At 71.6% G+C, this 15,895-nt stretch carries 14 protein-coding genes; 3 read left to right on the top strand and 11 right to left on the bottom strand.

Features of this window, described 5'->3' with window-relative positions:
* From TX83_RS08470 to TX83_RS08430, 9 genes are all read right to left on the bottom strand, one after another.
* A partial coding sequence (locus TX83_RS08470) for a YdeI/OmpD-associated family protein (protein ID WP_261370077.1) occupies window positions 1-519 on the bottom strand: 519 nt, incomplete at its 3' end.
* A 214-nt stretch (window positions 520-733) separates the two neighbouring features.
* Window positions 734-1,321, bottom strand: a complete 588-nt coding sequence (gene thpR / locus TX83_RS08465) for an RNA 2',3'-cyclic phosphodiesterase (protein WP_064747514.1) — start codon at window positions 1,319-1,321, stop codon at window positions 734-736.
* A gap of 42 nt (window positions 1,322-1,363) precedes the next feature.
* The gene (locus TX83_RS08460) at window positions 1,364-2,491 is read right to left on the bottom strand and encodes a hypothetical protein (protein WP_064747513.1); all 1,128 of its coding nucleotides are present in this window, start codon (window positions 2,489-2,491) and stop codon (window positions 1,364-1,366) included.
* Between the two features lie 37 nt (window positions 2,492-2,528).
* Complete coding sequence (locus TX83_RS08455; protein ID WP_064747512.1) at window positions 2,529-3,341, bottom strand: helix-turn-helix domain-containing protein; 813 nt, start codon at window positions 3,339-3,341, stop codon at window positions 2,529-2,531.
* The gene (locus TX83_RS08450) at window positions 3,338-3,934 is read right to left on the bottom strand and encodes an SRPBCC domain-containing protein (protein WP_222423739.1); all 597 of its coding nucleotides are present in this window, start codon (window positions 3,932-3,934) and stop codon (window positions 3,338-3,340) included. Before TX83_RS08450 ends, TX83_RS08455 begins: the two co-directional genes overlap by 4 nt.
* A 163-nt stretch (window positions 3,935-4,097) precedes the next feature.
* Window positions 4,098-5,978 carry an ATP-binding cassette domain-containing protein gene (locus TX83_RS08445; RefSeq protein ID WP_064747511.1) on the bottom strand — a complete coding sequence of 627 codons (1,881 nt, stop codon included), beginning with the start codon at window positions 5,976-5,978 and terminating at the stop codon, window positions 4,098-4,100.
* 272 nt (window positions 5,979-6,250) lie between these two features.
* Complete coding sequence (locus tag TX83_RS08440; RefSeq protein WP_064747510.1) at window positions 6,251-7,129, bottom strand: GNAT family N-acetyltransferase; 879 nt, start codon at window positions 7,127-7,129, stop codon at window positions 6,251-6,253.
* A 279-nt stretch (window positions 7,130-7,408) separates the two neighbouring features.
* A complete protein-coding gene (locus tag TX83_RS08435) occupies window positions 7,409-8,971 on the bottom strand; it encodes a protein adenylyltransferase SelO (RefSeq protein WP_064747509.1) in 1,563 nt (520 codons plus the stop codon).
* Window positions 8,972-9,046: 75 nt separating this feature from the next.
* Entirely contained in the window at window positions 9,047-9,724 is a 678-nt protein-coding gene (locus tag TX83_RS08430; protein ID WP_064747520.1) for a glutathione S-transferase, read from the bottom strand.
* 83 nt (window positions 9,725-9,807) lie between these two features.
* On the opposite strand from TX83_RS08430, the gene TX83_RS08425 reads away from it, so the two are divergent.
* Window positions 9,808-10,287: a YaiI/YqxD family protein gene (locus TX83_RS08425; protein ID WP_064747508.1), complete on the top strand. Its 480-nt coding sequence runs from the start codon at window positions 9,808-9,810 to the stop codon at window positions 10,285-10,287.
* A gap of 15 nt (window positions 10,288-10,302) precedes the next feature.
* Here the strand turns inward: TX83_RS08425 and TX83_RS08420 are convergent, their stop codons facing one another.
* Both TX83_RS08420 and TX83_RS08415 read right to left on the bottom strand, forming a co-directional pair.
* Complete coding sequence (locus TX83_RS08420) at window positions 10,303-11,571, bottom strand: MFS transporter (RefSeq protein ID WP_261370068.1); 1,269 nt, start codon at window positions 11,569-11,571, stop codon at window positions 10,303-10,305.
* Window positions 11,572-11,654: 83 nt separating this feature from the next.
* Complete coding sequence (locus TX83_RS08415; protein WP_064747507.1) at window positions 11,655-12,437, bottom strand: DeoR/GlpR family DNA-binding transcription regulator; 783 nt, start codon at window positions 12,435-12,437, stop codon at window positions 11,655-11,657.
* Between the two features lie 268 nt (window positions 12,438-12,705).
* On the opposite strand from TX83_RS08415, the gene TX83_RS08410 reads away from it, so the two are divergent.
* Window positions 12,706-14,748: a DEAD/DEAH box helicase gene (locus TX83_RS08410; protein ID WP_064747506.1), complete on the top strand. Its 2,043-nt coding sequence runs from the start codon at window positions 12,706-12,708 to the stop codon at window positions 14,746-14,748.
* Window positions 14,749-14,984: 236 nt separating this feature from the next.
* A complete protein-coding gene (locus tag TX83_RS08405; RefSeq protein ID WP_064747505.1) occupies window positions 14,985-15,740 on the top strand; it encodes a type 1 glutamine amidotransferase in 756 nt (251 codons plus the stop codon).
* Window positions 15,741-15,895 lie beyond the last annotated feature (155 nt).

The raw sequence follows: 15,895 nt of genomic DNA, 5'->3' as shown, positions 1-15,895 counted from the left end.
GGCCTCGCGCTTGGCCGCTTCGATCCATTCCACGTATTCGCGCTTCTGACTCGGCGGAAAGGCCTCGAAGTTGGCACGGGCCTTGGCATTCTTGCGCAGGGCCGCAGCCAGGTCATCGGGGGTCCGCACCGGCGGTTTGCGCTCGGCGGTCCGGGTCGCCGGCCGGGTCGCGCCGGATTCGATCAACGCCATCGCCTGTTTGACCAACCGCGTCAGTTCGCGTTTGCCCGGCAGGTCGGCGACCCGGGTCAAACGCCCGAACTGGCCCATCGCATCGCTGCCGGCGGCCTGCGCGGCGCCGACCACTTGCGCGCCGTGCCAGAAGCCGAACGTCGCATGCTGTTTGAACGCCGCCATCGCGCACAGGATCTTGCCGCGGTAGAGGAAGCTCGGCATGCCCCATTTCAGGGTCTCTTCGACCTCGGGGCAGGCTGCGCGAACGGCGCGGCCTGGGCGATGTAGGCGTCGATGCGCCGGTCGGCGGCGGTCATGGCGATGCCCTCGGCGGTGACGGCCCATTCTGCGCCGGCCCGGCGGCCCGCCGCTAGCGTGGCAGTCGGCGGGCCCGACCCACATCGTCCCCGCCCACGGAGGTGGAGCGGCGCAGGCCGCGACCGCGCGGTTGCGGTCTCGCATCGAGATGCCGGCCTCCGCGACCGCTGCACCGACGCGGCGCCCGCAAGCCGTTGCCGGCGCCGACGATCGGATCCGGCCAAAGCGACAGCCGTCAGCCCTATCCGCGCAGCGGCCACTGCCCCAGCACGGTGTAGGCATTGCGTGCGCCCAACTGGCTGTGGATCAGGACGAACTCGCTCACCGGCCAGTCGATGGCCTCGATCGCGACCGGCGGATGCAGCGGTGCGGCGGCGTCGCGGACCACGGTGACGTGCGGCACCCGTTGCGATCCCGATTCCGCGCGCAGCCCCTGCTTGGCCAAGGCCACGCCCAGGCACTGCCATAGCTGCTGCAAGCCGTCGGGCATCCGCTCGCAGCCCAGCCACCAGGGAATCGAACGGTTGCGGAAGCTGCCGGCGCGGTCCAGACGCAATGCGAACGCGGGCGTCTCCAGCGTCGCCGCCGCAGCGCAGGCGGCCTGCGCGCGATCGCGCGGGAACTCGTGGGCGTCGCCGAGGAATTGCAGCGTCAGGTGGTAGCGATGCGCGCCGATCGCACGGCCGCCGCTGCGGTAGTCCTGTTGCAGCCGTGCCGCGGTCGCGGCCATGCGCTCGCGGGTCGCCGCGTCGGGCAGCAAGGCGAAGAACAATCGGTGGATATCGGCGGGCGCGGCCGGCGCCGCGCCGAACAGGGAGTCTTGATGCATGGCGCCAGTCTAACGCCGGCGGCCGCGGCCGCCGGCATTCGCTCAGCGCGAGGGCGCGGCTTTGGCCTTGGCCGGCGCCGCGCCGTGGCCGTCGGCTTCGCGCCGCCGCGTGTCCTCGGCCAGCACCTCGGCCGCGGCGCGGCGCACGGCGGCCGGATCGGCCATGCGCAGGTCGGCATCGGCGCCCAACCCCAGCTGGGTCGCGACATCGCTCAGCACGCGTTTGTTCGAGTACGGGTGCGGATGATCCGGGTTGTCGTCGCGGCTGCGATAGAACTTGCCCAGCAGCGTGTCGCGGGTCTGGTCGGCCTGCGCCAGCTCGACCAGCTTGGCCCGGTATTCCAGCTGCCAGGACAGCATGTCCGGCCAACGCTGCTGGTCGGCGTAGTGCTGCGATTCGTGGCCGAGCAGGCTGACCCGGTAGTCCTCGCCCTGCAGATCGCCGTAATTGGCACGCACCGCGAACACGCCGTCGGCGTTGGCCCAGCCGCCGGCGCCGCCGGCGCCGCAGATGCCGTAGTGGATCCAGCCGCGGCTGATCCAGTCGTCCATCAGGAACACCCGCACCGGCTGACGCGCGCCGCCGGGCAGATCGACCACGTAGTCGCGCTGCTCCTGCGCCCGCCACAGCAGCAGGTCGTACAGCGGCGGCGTACGGCCGAGCTGCGCGTGCACGCCGCGCTTGCCGAGTTCGGCGTCGAGGCGCTCGTTCAAGGCGTCGAACGCCTCCTCGCCCTCGGCCGGCGGCGCTTCGCCAAGCAGGCCAGCCAGTTCGGTCTTGAGCTGCTTCTCGGCCGCGGGCCGGACGGAGACGTCCCGCAGCGACCGCCACCAGTAGCGCTGGTAGCTGGCCAGCAGCGCGCGCACCATCGGATCGCTGAGACCGCCGTCGGGTTCGACCGGCGCCGGCGCGCCGCTGCGATCGTGGCGTTTGAGCATGCAGCTGCGGAACGCGGCGTCCTTGGCGTTGAACTGCGCCACGGGCGCTGCCTTCAGCGCCTTCAACGCGGACGGCATGTCGGCGCGCAGGGTGTCGCCCTTGGCCTGGTTGACCGCCTGCGCGGCCTGCGGGCCGCTGTCGGCAGGCGCCGCGGCGGTGGCGGCGAGCGCACCGGCGGTCGTCGCCGCCAGGCTCAGCGAACACAGGGTGGACAGCAGGGTCGGTTTCATCGGCAGACTCCGGTTGCGCCGCGGCGCGTTGGGGCCATTAGGCCGCCTGCGCCGGCGCCGGGTCTTGTACGTACTTGATCTGCCGGCGCAAGGTCGCCGGGGTGCAACCGGCGTGGGCGACCACGATCCGGTGCAGATGGCTCTGATCGGCGAAGCCCGCCGCCGCGGCGACCTCGGCCAAGGGCAGATCGGTGGCCAGCAGTCGCAACGCGCGGCGCCAACGCAGTTCGCGCCGCAATGCGCGCGGCGACATGCCGTAGCTGCGGGTCAGCGCGCGGCTGGCGTGCTCGGCCGACACGCCAAGCCGGCCGGCGAGCACGCCGATCTCGTCCTCGCTGTCGGCCATGCGCCGCAGCAGTTCGCCTTGCCAATCCGGCAATGGCGACGGGGCCTGCGGCACGGCGCAGGCCAGCAATTCCGGCAATCGCTGCGGGCAACGCGCGAACACCTCCAGCGCCTCGCCCAGGTGATGCACGCGCCAGGCGCTGGCACCGAACGCGGCCAGGACTGCGTCCGGCCCGCCCATGCCGGATCGACCGGTCTCGCTCGACCGCACCCGGGCCGGCGCCTGTCCGAACGCGCGGTTGTCGGACGGACCGGCATCGAGCCACCCGCGCTCGGGCAGATCGAGGTTGATCGCCTGCGCGCCGAGCCCGCCGAAACGGTCGCCGTGGGCGTGATAGGCGGGGTGCAGCACCAGCGTGCCCGGGGTGCACGGCAACGGACCGTCGACGCTGGATTCGGTGTAGTCGCCGTCCAGCACCAAGGCCGCGTAAGCGTGGCGATGGCGATGCGTCGCCAGGCTGGCGCCGCGTGCGTGGCAGGTGCGATAGGCGGCGCCCGGGCTCATCGCTGCGGATCGGGCTGGACGGCGGCGCGGCCGGCCTCGGTGGCGCTCGATGGGGTCGCGGCCGGTCGGATGGCCGCCGGGTTCGCCGGCGCGCGCCGCAGGTAATCGCCGAGCCCCTGCAATTGCAGGCCTTGCACCTGATCGACCACGGCGACGAACTTGCTCAGGTCGTCGGGGGTGTAGCCGCCGGCGCGATAGCTCATGACGATGCGGGTGCCGCCGTCGGCGGTCGCGGCGAGCTTGAACTCCAGCGCGCCGTGCAGGCCCATGCCCTGCAGCGGGCCGAGGCCGCCGAGCAGGCGCAGGGTCTTGCCCGGGTCGACGAAACTCACCGTCATGTGCAGGGCCTGCTGCTTGCCGTCCTTGCCGATCTCGCAGAAGCAGCCGCCGGCGTGCGGCTGCAGCGACAGGCGCGAGGCCTGGCCCCACCAGGTGTGGTCCTTCGGCCACCAACGGTCGATGTCCTCGACCAGCGCCTTCCAGGCCGCGTCCGGCGCCACCGGCACGGTCTGCTCGTTCTCGACCGTGAACCCGTTCGCGGCCGCGTCCTTGACCGTCGCGCCGGCGTGGCCGCCGGCCAGCATCAGCCACATGGTCGCCGCCATCGCCACTGTTGCGCCGATCCGCCGCATCGCCGGTCTCCCCTCGCCGGCCGCGCCGGCGTTCGCGACTGCGATTAGGAACCGCCGCCCAGCGCCGGCGCAAGCGCCGGAAGTCGGGGGTCGCACTGCGCCGCGGCCGGCCTACGCCGGCGGCTCAGCCTTCCAGTTCGGCCCAGCGCGCGTAGGCGTGGTCGAGCTCGGCCTGGGTCTGGGCCAGGCTGGCGTTGTGGGCGTTGATCGCGGCGCTGTCGCGCTGGTAGAACGCGGCCTCGTTCATTTGCGCGGTGAGCTGGGCCAGGCGGGTTTCCAGCTCCTCGATCCGCAGCGGCAGCTGCTCCAGCTCGCGCGCGTCCTTGTAGCTGAGCTTGCGCTTGCTCGCGGCCGGCGCCGCCGCGGCGGCGGCCGCTTCGACCTTGACGGCCGGCTTCGCCGACGCGGCGATCGGCGCCGCCGGCTGCGCGCGTTGGCGCAGCCAGTCGCTGTAACCGCCGACGTACTCGCCGACCCGCCCTTCGCCTTCCATCACCAGGGTCGAGGTGACCACGTTGTCGAGGAAATCGCGGTCGTGGCTGACCAGCAGCAAGGTGCCGGGGTAGTCGCCGAGCAGTTCTTCCAGCAGTTCCAGCGTTTCGACGTCGAGGTCGTTGGTGGGTTCGTCCATCACCAGCAGATTCGACGGCTGGGCGAACAGCTTGGCCAGCAGCAGACGATTGCGCTCGCCGCCGGACAGGCGGGTGATCGGCGCCCGCGCACGTTCCGGGGTGAATAGGAAGTCCTGCAGGTAGCCGATCACGTGCTTGCTCTTGCCGCCGACCTCGACATACTCGCGGCCCTCGGCGACATTCTCGATCGCGTTCCAGTCCTCGCGCAGCGTCGCGCGGTACTGGTCGAAATAGGCGATCTGCAGCTTGCTGCCCTCGCGCACCTCGCCCGTGCCCGGGCTCAGGTCGCCGAGCAGGATCTTCAGCAAGGTGGTCTTGCCGCTGCCGTTGGGGCCGATCAAACCGATCCGGTCGCCGCGGAACACGGTGGTCGAAAAGTCGCTCAGCATCGGCTGCCCGCCGTAGCCGAAGTTCACGTCCTTGGCTTCGATGACCTTGCGTCCGGAGGCTTCGGACTGGGCGAACTCCATGCGCACGTTGCCGACCGCGTCGCGGCGCGCGGCGCGCTCGTTGCGCATCGCCTTGAGCCGGCGCACCCGGCCTTCGTCGCGAGTGCGGCGGGCCTTGATGCCCTGGCGGATCCACACCTCTTCCTGCGCCAGCAGCTTGTCGAAGCGCGCGTTCTCCTGCGCCTCGGCGTTGAGCCGTTCCTCGCGCCGACGCAGGTAGTTGTCCCAGTCGCCCGGCCAGCTGGTGACCTGACCGCGGTCGATCTCGACGATCCGGGTCGCCAGCGCGCGCAGGAAGCGGCGGTCGTGGGTGACGAACAGCAGCGCGCCCTGCCAGGACTTGAGGAACTGCTCCAGCCAGTCGATCGCCTCGATGTCGAGGTGGTTGGTCGGCTCGTCGAGCAGCAGCAGGTCGGGCGCCGAGACCAACGCGCGCGCCAGCAGCACGCGCCGCTTCATGCCGCCGGACAGGCCGGTGAAGGCGGCCTCGCCGTCCAGGCCGAGCCGGGTCAGGGTCTCGGTCACGCGCTGGTCCAGGGCCCAGCCCTGGGCGTCCTCGATCTTGGCCTGCACCTTGGCGACCGCGTCGGCGTCGTAGATCTCGGCATGGCTGAGATGGTGGTACTCGGCCAACCACGCGCCCAGTTCGCCCAGACCGTCGGCGACCACATCGAACACGCTGCCGGTCGCGCCGGCCGGCACTTCCTGCTCCAGCCGCGCCACCCGCGCGCCGTTTTCGCGCCGTACCTCGCCGTCGTCGGGCTGCAATTCGCCGGCCAGCAGCTTCATCAGCGTGGACTTGCCGGCGCCGTTGCGGCCGATCAGGGCGATGCGTTCGCCGGGTTCGATGGCCAACTCGACGTTTTCGAGCAGGAGCGGGCCGCCGACGCTGTAGTCGACGTTCTGGACGGTAATCAGGGGCATCCGCCCATTCTACCGGGCGCGGCGCCCGCGGCGGCGCCTCGGCCGGCACGCGGCGCCGGCCGGGCGCATACTCGGCGCAGGCGCACGGCCTCCGCCGCACCCCGCCGCCACCAAGGGAGGAACCGCCATGAGCAAGGGCATGGACCGCAAGAAAGAGACCAAGAAGAAGCCGGCCAAGACCATGAAGGAAAAGCGCGCCGAGAAGAACGAGAAGAAGGCCGCCAAGCCCTTCGCGCCGGTCTGAACCCGGCCGGCGTCCGCGGCCGGCGCGCTCAGGTCCGCGCCAGCAGCGGAAAGCGGTGTGCGGGCAGCGCCTGCAGGTCGAGCCCGCGCACGAACAGGTGCGCATCGTCCTCGATCGCCACCGCTTCGGCCCGCGGCCAGCCGCGCGGCGGGCCGAAGCCGAAACGCAGGGCTCGCACCGGCGCGTCGATCAATCGCGGCACGGCCGCGACCGGGTCGAAACGCTCCGGGGCGGCGCAGAACACGTCTTCGATCGTCAGCACCCCGTCCTCGACCTGGGCGAACGCCAGGGTGTCGCGATCGAGCCGTCGCAAAGGCGAGGCGTAGCCGTTGGCGGCGTACCAAGTCGCGATGCGGCCATAGTCGCGGGCGGCGAAGGCCCCGGCCGACGGGGCCGCAACGGCGGCCAGACGCAGGAATTCGGCCCGCCAGACCGGGTCGGCCAAGTCCAGCGCCGGCGCCGGCTCGGCCCCGGGACGCAGTTCGACGCGGCTTTCGAACTGCCATTGCGGCGCGGCCGCGAAGCCGAACCGCGGATAGAAGTCCAGCACCGTCGGGTTGGCGAACAACAGCACCGGGGCACGGCCGCAGACCGCCAACGCGGCCTGCATCGCCCGCCGCGCCAGCCCCTGTTCGCGGTAGCCCGGCAAACAGCCGACCGCGCCGAGTTGGAAACCTTCGACGTCCTTGCCGTCGATCCACAGGCGCATGCGCGACAGCGATGCGTTGGCGACCACCCGCCCGCCTTCCACCAGGCAGAACGCGCGGTAGCTGTCGCTCCACTGCCCCCACTCGCACCAGCGACGGAAGTCGGCCTGGGTGAAGACCTGGGCGACATAGTCGCAATAGGCCGGATGCAGAGACAGGTCGGAAGGACCGAGAACGTGCAGGTGGATGGCGGAATGCATCGGTCGATTCTGCCCCGGCTCACGTCCGAAAAACGTCGTCCCGATGGCGCCGGACGTGCGTTTTCGTCGCCGGGTACGCGGTGGCGGCGGCGCAACTCGCCGTGGGAGCGGCGCAAGCCGCGACAACCGGAACGACGGTCAACGCGTGGCGTCCCAAGCCCGGGCGTTGGATGTGCGCTCGGCCGAGGCCATCGCTTTGCGGTCTGCGATCTGCGGTCTGAGCGCTCGCGTACACCGCCGCGGTTGTCGCGGCTCGCGCCGCGCCTACGGGTGGAGCGCTCAGGAACTGCACGACAGCATCGAACACCCGGCGCGATCGCGCGCCCAGTCGGGGCGCTTGGCCGCGAAGGCTTCGCGTCCTGGCTGGTCCTGGTACGGCCGCCGCATCACCTCCAGCAGTTCGTGCACGCCGCCGAGGTCGCCCTGCTCGGCGCGGTCGATCGCCTGCTGCGCCAGGTAATTGCGCAGCACGTAGCGCGGGTTGGCCGCGTGCATGCGCGCGCGCCGCTGCGCCGCGGGCAGCGCATCGGCACGGACACGGGCGGCGTAGTCGGCCAGCCAGGCCCGCAAGGCCGGCGCGCCGGCGGCGGCCTTGTCGGAATCGTAGGCGGCCTCGGCCAGCGGCGCCGGATCGGGCGCCTCGGCCTCGACGTCGACCTCGGCCAGGGCACGGAAAAAGATCGTCATGTCGATCTCGTGCATCTGCAGCCACTCGCGCAGGCGCTGCATGCGCTCGATGTCGCCCTCCGCGCAATCGCGCAGGCCGAGCTTGGCCGCGATCGCCTCGGCCTCGGCCGCGTTGTAGGTATCGACATAACGGCGCAGGCCGTCCTGCAGGGCCTCGACCGGGATCAGCAGCGACAAGGCCCCGGCCAACCGGCTCAGGTTCCAGTACGCGACCTGCGGCTGCTGGCCGTAGCGATAGCGGCCGCGGCCGGCGTCGGTGGTGTTCGGCGTCCAGTCCGGGTCGTAGGCGTCGATCCAGCCGTAAGGGCCGTAGTCGATGGTCAGGCCCAGCACCGAAAGATTGTCGGTGTTCATGACTCCGTGCACGAAGCCGACCCGCATCCAGTGCGCCATCAGCCTGGCGGTGCGCTCGCAGACCTCGCCGAACCAGGCCGCATGGCGCGCCGGTTCGTCGCCCTGCAGATGCGGAAAATCGCGGCGGATGCAGAAGTCCACCAGCTGCTTCAGCAATCCGGTTTCGCCGCGCGAGGCCGGCAATTCGAAATTGCCGAAGCGGATGAACGAAGGCGCGACCCGGCACACGATCGCGCCCGGTTCGGCCTGCGGATGGCCGTCGTAGAACATGTCGCGCACCACCGCCTCGCCGGTGCCGACCAGGCTCAGCGCGCGCGTGGTCGGCACGCCCAGGTGGTGCATGGCCTCGCTGCACAGGAACTCGCGGATCGACGAGCGCAACACCGCGCGGCCGTCGGCACTGCGCGAGTAAGGCGTCGGCCCGGCGCCTTTGAGCTGCAATTCCCAACGCTCGCCGGCCGCAGTCACCGCCTCGCCGAGGGTGATCGCGCGGCCGTCGCCGAGCTGGCCGGCCCAATGCCCGAACTGGTGACCGCCGTAGTTGGCCGCGTAGGGGTCCATCCCGGGCAGCAAGGCGTTGCCGCCGAACACCGCGGCGAACTCCGCGCCGGCCAGATCGTCCTCGCCGATGCCCAGAATGCCCGCCATCTCGGCCGAATGCGCCAGCAGGCGCGGCGCGGCGACCGGGGTCGGCAGCGTGCGCGAATACGCCGCGCCATACACCTGGCGTACGCCCGGCCCCGACTCGGGATCGCCGGGAAGTTCGCGGACGAAGGCATTGTCGAAACGCAGCGAGAGCATGGCGGAACCGGCCGGGGATGAAGCTTCAAGATGGGTGCCGGCCGGCGCGAATCCAAGCCGCCTGCGCCGCGGCCCTCAGCTCAACAGCGAATAGGGCCCGCCCTTCTCCAGCGCCCGCTGGTAGGCCGGGCGGGCGCGAATGCGCTCGACGAAGGCCTGCATCCTCGGCCGCTCGCCGCCGGCGCGCGCCGCCGCGGCCTCGACCGGAAAACTCATCTGGATATCGGCCGCGGTGAAGCGCTCGCCGGCGAACCATTCGTGCCGGCCCAGTTCGCTTTCGATGTATCCCAGGTGCAGGGCCAACTGCGGCCCGACGAAGGCCGACAGGGCCTTGTCGGCGATCCCGCGCGCGACCGGCTTGACGAAAAACGGCATCGGCGCCGACTTCAGCCGCGCGAACACCAGGCTCAGCAGCAACGGCGGCATCGCCGAGCCCTCGGCGTAATGCATCCAATAGCGATAGCGCCGACGCTCCTCGCCGTCCAGCGGCTGCAACGGCGGCGACAGCCGGTGCTCGCCGTCGTAGCGCTCGCACAGCGTTTCGATGATCGCCGCCGACTCGGCCAGCACCTGCCCGCCCAGTTCCACCACCGGCGATTTCCCCAGCGGATGCACCGCACGCAGTTCCGCCGGCGCCAGCAGGGTCTTGGGATCGCGCTGGTAGCGCACGATCCGGTACGGCAGCTCCAGTTCCTCCAACAGCCACAGCACGCGCTGGGAACGGGAGTTGTTGAGGTGGTGGACCGTGATCATGGCCGGCGCGTCCGTGGGGCTGGCGGCCATGGTACGGGAAGCCGGTGCCGACGCGCCGGACCGATTCACGGCAAACTGGCGCGATGAGCGATGCCTCTTCCCCGCCAATCACACCGCAGATCTGGGTCGACGCCGACGCCTGCCCCGGCCCGATCAAGGAGATCCTGTTCCGCGCCGCGGACCGGGCCCGGATTCCGCTGACCCTGGTCGCCAACCAATGGCTGCGCACTCCGCCCTCGCCCTACATTCGCGCGATCCAGGTGCCGGGCGGGCTGGACGTGGCCGACAACGAGATCGTGCAGCGGCTGGCCGCGGGCGACCTGCTGGTGACCCAGGACATTCCGCTGGCCTCGCTGGCGCTGGAGAAAGGCGCGGTGGCCTTGAATCCGCGCGGCGATCTCTACACCCGCGACAACATCGCCGAGCGCTTGTCGGTGCGCAATTTCATGGAGGAACTGCGCGGCGCCGGGGTGCAGACCGGCGGCCCGGCCGCGTTCCATGCCCGCGACCGCCAGGCCTTCGCTGCGCAACTGGACCGCTGGCTGGCGCGGCGCCCGCGCTGAACGCCGGCCGGCGGGTCAAGCCTGGCGGGCGATGCGCGCGCCGGCCGCGACCGCGACCAAGGCCAGGCCCAACAATGCGAACGCCAGCGGCAGGCCGCCGATGCGCGCGATCGCGCCGATCGCGGCCGGGCCGGCGAGGATGCCGGCATAGCCCAGGGTGCTGACCGCCGAGATCGCCGCGGCCGCCGGCATCGCGCGCTGCTGGCCGGCGGCGCTGAACAGGATCGGCACGATGTTCGAGCAGCCCAGTCCGATCAGAACGAAACCGAGCAGGGTCGCGATCGGCGACGGCAACGCCGCGGCGAGCAGGAAGCCGAGCGCGGCGCAGGCGCCGCCGACGGCCTGCACCCGGCGCGGCCCGAAGCGTTGGACGATGCGGTCGCCGTTGAAGCGGCCGACGGTCATCGCCAGGGCGAAGGCCGCATAACCGATGCCGGCCGCGCTGGAGTCGACGCCGCGCGCCGACACCAGCAGCAGCGCGCTCCAGTCCAGCATCGCGCCTTCGGCCAGGAACACCACGAAGCACAGCGCGCCGATCAGCGCCACCGCGCCTCGCGGCAGCGCGAACATCGCGCCGCCGCCCCCTGCGCCGTAGCGCAACAGTCCCCGGCTGCCCGCCGACAGCAGCACCGCCAGCGCGACCGCGGCGGCCAGCGCCGCGGTCAACGGCGTGGCCTGCCACCACAGCAGGCCGCCGACCAGACCGGCGCCGGCGATGCCGCCGACGCTGAAAAACCCATGGAAACCCGACATCAGCGCGCGGCCGCCGGCTTTCTCGACGATCACCGCCTGGATGTTGATCGCCACGTCGATGGTGCCGATCGCCGCGCCGAAGCCGAACAGCGCCAAGGCCAAACCCGGCACCGACGCGCAGTACGCCAGCAAGGGCAGGCAGGCGCAGACCGCGGCACCGGCCAGCAGGATCACCTTGCGACAACCGTAGCGAGCGGCCAGCGCGCCGGTCAGCGGCATCGCCGCGATCGAGCCGGCGCCGAGCGCGAGCAACAGCAGGCCCAAGGTGCCTTCGTCGACGCCGGTGCGCGCCTTGGCGTAAGGCACCAGCGGCGCCCATGCCGCCATCGCCACCCCGGCGACGAAGAAGGCGATGCGGGTCGACAGGCGCTCGCGCGCGCCGATCGCGCAGGAGGGCGCGGAAGAATCCGCCGCAGCGGCCACCGAGGCGGGCATCGCGTCGTTTGCGCCCGGCGCGCCGGGCGGCTCCGGCGCGGCGTCGGCGCGCACGGCGGGCGAGTCGGAGGCGGCGTGAGGATCGAGCGGATTCATGGGGAGTCCCGGTTCACAGGCGGCCGGCGGCCGCGCAGGGGCAAGGCGGCCGATGCGATAGGCGTCGGCGCCGAGGCTGTGGCTCATCGCGCTGGCGCGGCGCGCAGCACGCGTACGCCGCGGTGGGCGAAGGCGTCGGCCTGGGCCGTGTCGCCGCCGTGCTCGATCACCAGCGCGTGCAGCGCGTCGGCGCCCAGCACCGGATAGCGCGCCGCGGTACCCAGCTTGTCGTCGGTCGCGGTCGCCACCACCGCGCGGCTGGCCGCGGCGACGGCCTGCTTGAACTGCGCGTCCTCGTAGTCCAGCGCGCTCACGCCGACGTCGGCGTCGGCGCCGCACACGCCGAGAAAATACAGATCGCTGCGCAAGGCCTCGGCATCGCGGGTCGCGGCGCGGCCGAGGCTGGCGCCGACGCGCGGATCGACCCGGCCGCCGATCACGATCAGCTGCAGATCCTCGCGCTCGGCCAGGCGCGCGGCGATCGCCGGCGCGTTGGTGGCCACGGTCAGCCGACAGTCCGCCGGCAAGGCCTCGGCGATCGCCAGATTGGTCGAGCCGGCGTCGAGGAACAGCAGTTGGCCGGGCTCGACCAACGCCACCGCGGCGCGCGCGAGTGCCGCCTTGCGTGCCGGCTCCAGGCCCCGTCGGCGGGCCAGCGGGCCGTGATCCGGGGACAGGGGCAAGGCGCCGCCGTAGACGCGCCGGCACATCCCGGCCGCGGCCATTTCGCGCAGATCGCGGCGGATGGTGTCGTGCGAGACCTCCAGTTCGCGCGCCAGATCGACCGCGATCACCCGGCCCTGGGCCAGCAGGCGCTGCAGGATCAGGCCCTGGCGTTGCTGCGGCAGCAGTTCTTCGGTGGACATGGGCAGACACTCGTTTGTGCACGATTTGATTCAATTGTGCATAAACGTGCAAACACGTGCAAGCGCCACCGAGCGACATTTCCGCGCCCGGCCGCAACCGGCGGCGAACCGGCCGATCCGGCACAACCCGCCCCGTCCAGCGGCGAAACAGCGCCCGAACCGACCTACCGCACGTCGCCCGGCGCGCGGCCGAGCCGAAGCTCCACCCGCATACAGGTAGACTGGTGGGTCTCCCGACCGGCCTCGCCGGCGCTGCTAGAGCCTCGACATGAGCGCCGACACGCCCAATACCGCCCCCGAAACGCCCAAATTCACCGACCTCGCCCTGCCGGAGACGCTGCTGCGCGCGCTCGCCGACGTCGGCTACGAGTCGCCTTCGCCGATCCAGGCCGCCACCATTCCGCCGCTGCTGGAAGGCCGCGACGTGCTCGGCCAGGCCCAGACCGGCACCGGCAAGACCGCCGCGTTCGCGCTGCCGATCCTGGCCGCGATCGACCCGGCCCAGGCCCGCCCGCAGGCGCTGGTGCTGGCGCCGACCCGCGAGCTGGCGATCCAGGTCGCCGAGGCGTTCCAGAAGTACGCCACCCACCTGCCCGGTTTCCACGTGCTGCCGATCTACGGCGGCCAGAGCTATTACCCGCAGCTGCAAGCGCTCAAGCGCGGCGTGCAGGTCGTGGTCGGCACCCCCGGCCGGGTCATCGACCATCTCGAGCGCGGCTCGCTGGACCTGTCGCAGCTGCGCTGCCTGGTCCTGGACGAAGCCGACGAGATGCTGCGCATGGGCTTCATCGACGATGTCGAGGCGGTGCTGAAGAAGACCCCGGAAACGCGCCAGGTGGCGCTGTTCTCGGCGACCATGCCGCCGCAGATCAAGCGCATCGCCCAGACTTATCTCAAGGAACCGGTCGAAGTCGCGATCAAGGCCAAGACCACCACCTCGGCCAACATCCGCCAGCGCTACTGGTCGGTCAGCGGCGTGCACAAGCTCGACGCGCTGACCCGCATCCTCGAAGCCGAAACCTTCGACGCGATGATCGTGTTCTCGCGCACCAAGCTCGGCACCGAGGAGCTGGCCGAGAAGCTGTCGGCGCGCGGCATCTCGGCCGCGGCGATCAACGGCGACGTGCAGCAGGCGCAGCGCGAGAAGACCATTCAGAACCTCAAGGACGGCAAGATCGACGTCCTGGTCGCCACCGACGTGGCCGCGCGCGGCCTGGACGTGGAGCGGATCAGCCACGTGCTGAACTACGACATTCCCTACGACACCGAAAGCTACGTCCACCGCATCGGCCGCACCGGCCGCGCCGGGCGCAAGGGCGAGGCGATCCTCTTCGTGACCCCGCGCGAGCGCGGCATGCTGCGCGCGATCGAGCGCGCCACCCGCCAGCCGATCGAGCCGATGGAGCTGCCGAGCGTGGAGACGGTCAACGAGCAGCGCGTCTCGCGCTTCCTCGGCCGCATCAGCGAGGCGCTGGAAAGCCAGGAGCTGGGCCTGTTCCGCGATCTGGTCGAACGCTACGAGCGCGAGAAGAACGTGCCGGCGGTGGAGATCGCCGCGGCCCTGGCCAAGCTGGTGCAGGGCGAGAACCCGCTGTTGCTGGCCCCGCCGGCGGCGCAGCCGCGCTACGCCGAACGCGATGGGCCGCGCGAACACCGCGGCCAGGCCACGCGCAAGTTCATCGAGCGCGACAACGCGTCCAATTCCGGCGCGCATCGCCGCGACAAGTTCGAGCGCCCGGCGCGCGACGAAGCCCGTCCGTCCCGTCACGACGAGGAGCGCGGCGGGCATCGCCACGAGCAGCGCCAGTACACCCCGCCGATGCCGGGCGCATCGTCCGAGCGCCCGCTCAACGCCGCCGAGTCGATGTTCGACGACGACGCGCCGGCGCCGCGCCACGAGCGCGCGCCCGAGCGCAGCCACGAGCGCGCGCCGCGCGAGGCCGAGGTCGGCATGGAGACCTTCCGGATCGAAGTCGGCCACGCCCACGGCGTGCAGCCCGGCAACATCGTCGGCGCGATCGCCAACGAAGCCGACCTGGAGAGCCGCTACATCGGCCGCATCGACATCCGCGACGAGTACACCCTGGTCGACCTGCCCGAGGGCATGCCGCGCGAGCTGATGGAGCACCTGAAGAAGGTGCGCGTCGCCGGTCAGCCGCTGCGCATCCAGCGCGCCGGCCCGGGCGACGCCGAAGGCGGCCGCGGCCGCGCTCGCCCCGGCGCGTTCCGTCCGCACGGCGCGCGTCCGGGCGGTCCCAAGCCGCACGGCGCCGGCCCGCGCAAGCCGTTCAAGCCGCGCGGTCCGCGCTGAGGCTGGTCGCCGCCCTCCCCCGCCCCCTCCCCCGCAAGCCGGGTGATGGGGGCGCGCTCGCGCGCCACCGAACGCCCAAACGCAAGCGTTCGGGCCGGGGAGCGAATCGGCCGGTCGCTGCGTGTCCGCGCGACCCGGCCTCCCCCGTGCCCCAAACCAGAAGTCATAAGCCTAGCGCCCCACAGCGCGCGCCGCGTTTGGCATAGTCGCAGGCGTAAGCCGCAACGCCGCCGCTCATGTCCCGCATTCTGGTCTTCCAACACGTCGCCGCCGAGCCGCTGGGCACGCTCGACCCGCTGATCCGCCGCCGCGGCCACCGCATCCGCTTCGCTAATTTCGACCGCCATCCCGAGGCCCAGCCCAACGTCGACCGCTACCGCGGCCTGATCGTGCTGGGCGGGCCGATGAACGTCGAAGACCAGGCCGCGCGGCCGCATCTGCGCACCGAGCTGCTGGCGATCGAACGCATGCTCGAACAGGGCAAGCCGGTGCTGGGGATCTGCCTGGGCGCACAATTGCTGGCCCACGTGCTCGGCGCGCCGGTGCGCAAGCACCACCGCCCGGAAATCGGCTGGTATCCGATGCAAACCACCGCGGCCGGCGCCGCCGATCCGGTGCTGGCACCGCTGGCCGGTACCGCGCCGGTGTTCCAGTGGCACCGCTACAGCTTCGAGATTCCCAACGGCGCCCAGCACCTGGCGCGCACGGACAGCTGCGAACAACAGGCTTTCCGCTGGGGCGACAACGCCTACGGCTTCCAGTTCCACCTGGAAATGGACGTGCCGCTGATCGAGCGCTGGCTGGCCAACCCGGTCTATCGCCAAGAGCTGGCCGAACTCGGCCACGACACCAGCGAAGAGGCGATCCGCGCCCGCACCGTCGAGCACATCCACGGCATGCAGACGCGCGCCGACGCGGTGTTCAACAATTTCCTCGACCTGATCGGCCGCCCGCAAAGGCGCTACACCCTGCCCTCGCGCGAGTGGGTGTGAGCGCGAAACCCGAGAGGTAGCAGCGGCGCAAGCCGCGACCGCGCTGTCTCGACTGCTCGCCGACCATGGCTCGACGAGCAGCCACCAGACTGCATGCGCTGACCGCTGCGTTCGGCACGGTGGTTAAGACGCGAGACCGGGGCTCCGCAGCCGCG

Origin of the sequence: Lysobacter antibioticus HS124, assembly GCF_000336385.2 — a bacterium.
Classification (GTDB): Bacteria; Pseudomonadota; Gammaproteobacteria; order Xanthomonadales; family Xanthomonadaceae; genus Lysobacter; species Lysobacter firmicutimachus.
The sequence above is the reverse complement of the archived record's forward strand: the minus strand, read 5'-3'. Positions and strand labels throughout refer to the sequence as shown.

Bases quoted from the DNA above. Each gene is read 5' to 3' on its own strand.
- thpR (WP_064747514.1), bottom strand. From the start codon at position 1,321: ATGCATCAAGACTCCCTGTTCGGCGCGGCGCCGGCCGCGCCCGCCGAT.
- TX83_RS08460 (WP_064747513.1), bottom strand. From the start codon at position 2,491: ATGAAACCGACCCTGCTGTCCACCCTGTGTTCGCTGAGCCTGGCGGCG.
- TX83_RS08455 (WP_064747512.1), bottom strand. From the start codon at position 3,341: ATGAGCCCGGGCGCCGCCTATCGCACCTGCCACGCACGCGGCGCCAGC.
- TX83_RS08450 (WP_222423739.1), bottom strand. From the start codon at position 3,934: ATGTGGCTGATGCTGGCCGGCGGCCACGCCGGCGCGACGGTCAAGGAC.
- TX83_RS08445 (WP_064747511.1), bottom strand. From the start codon at position 5,978: ATGCCCCTGATTACCGTCCAGAACGTCGACTACAGCGTCGGCGGCCCG.
- TX83_RS08440 (WP_064747510.1), bottom strand. From the start codon at position 7,129: ATGCATTCCGCCATCCACCTGCACGTTCTCGGTCCTTCCGACCTGTCT.
- TX83_RS08435 (WP_064747509.1), bottom strand. From the start codon at position 8,971: ATGCTCTCGCTGCGTTTCGACAATGCCTTCGTCCGCGAACTTCCCGGC.
- TX83_RS08430 (WP_064747520.1), bottom strand. From the start codon at position 9,724: ATGATCACGGTCCACCACCTCAACAACTCCCGTTCCCAGCGCGTGCTG.
- TX83_RS08425 (WP_064747508.1), top strand. From the start codon at position 9,808: ATGAGCGATGCCTCTTCCCCGCCAATCACACCGCAGATCTGGGTCGAC.
- TX83_RS08420 (WP_261370068.1), bottom strand. From the start codon at position 11,571: ATGAATCCGCTCGATCCTCACGCCGCCTCCGACTCGCCCGCCGTGCGC.
- TX83_RS08415 (WP_064747507.1), bottom strand. From the start codon at position 12,437: ATGTCCACCGAAGAACTGCTGCCGCAGCAACGCCAGGGCCTGATCCTG.
- TX83_RS08410 (WP_064747506.1), top strand. From the start codon at position 12,706: ATGAGCGCCGACACGCCCAATACCGCCCCCGAAACGCCCAAATTCACC.
- TX83_RS08405 (WP_064747505.1), top strand. From the start codon at position 14,985: ATGTCCCGCATTCTGGTCTTCCAACACGTCGCCGCCGAGCCGCTGGGC.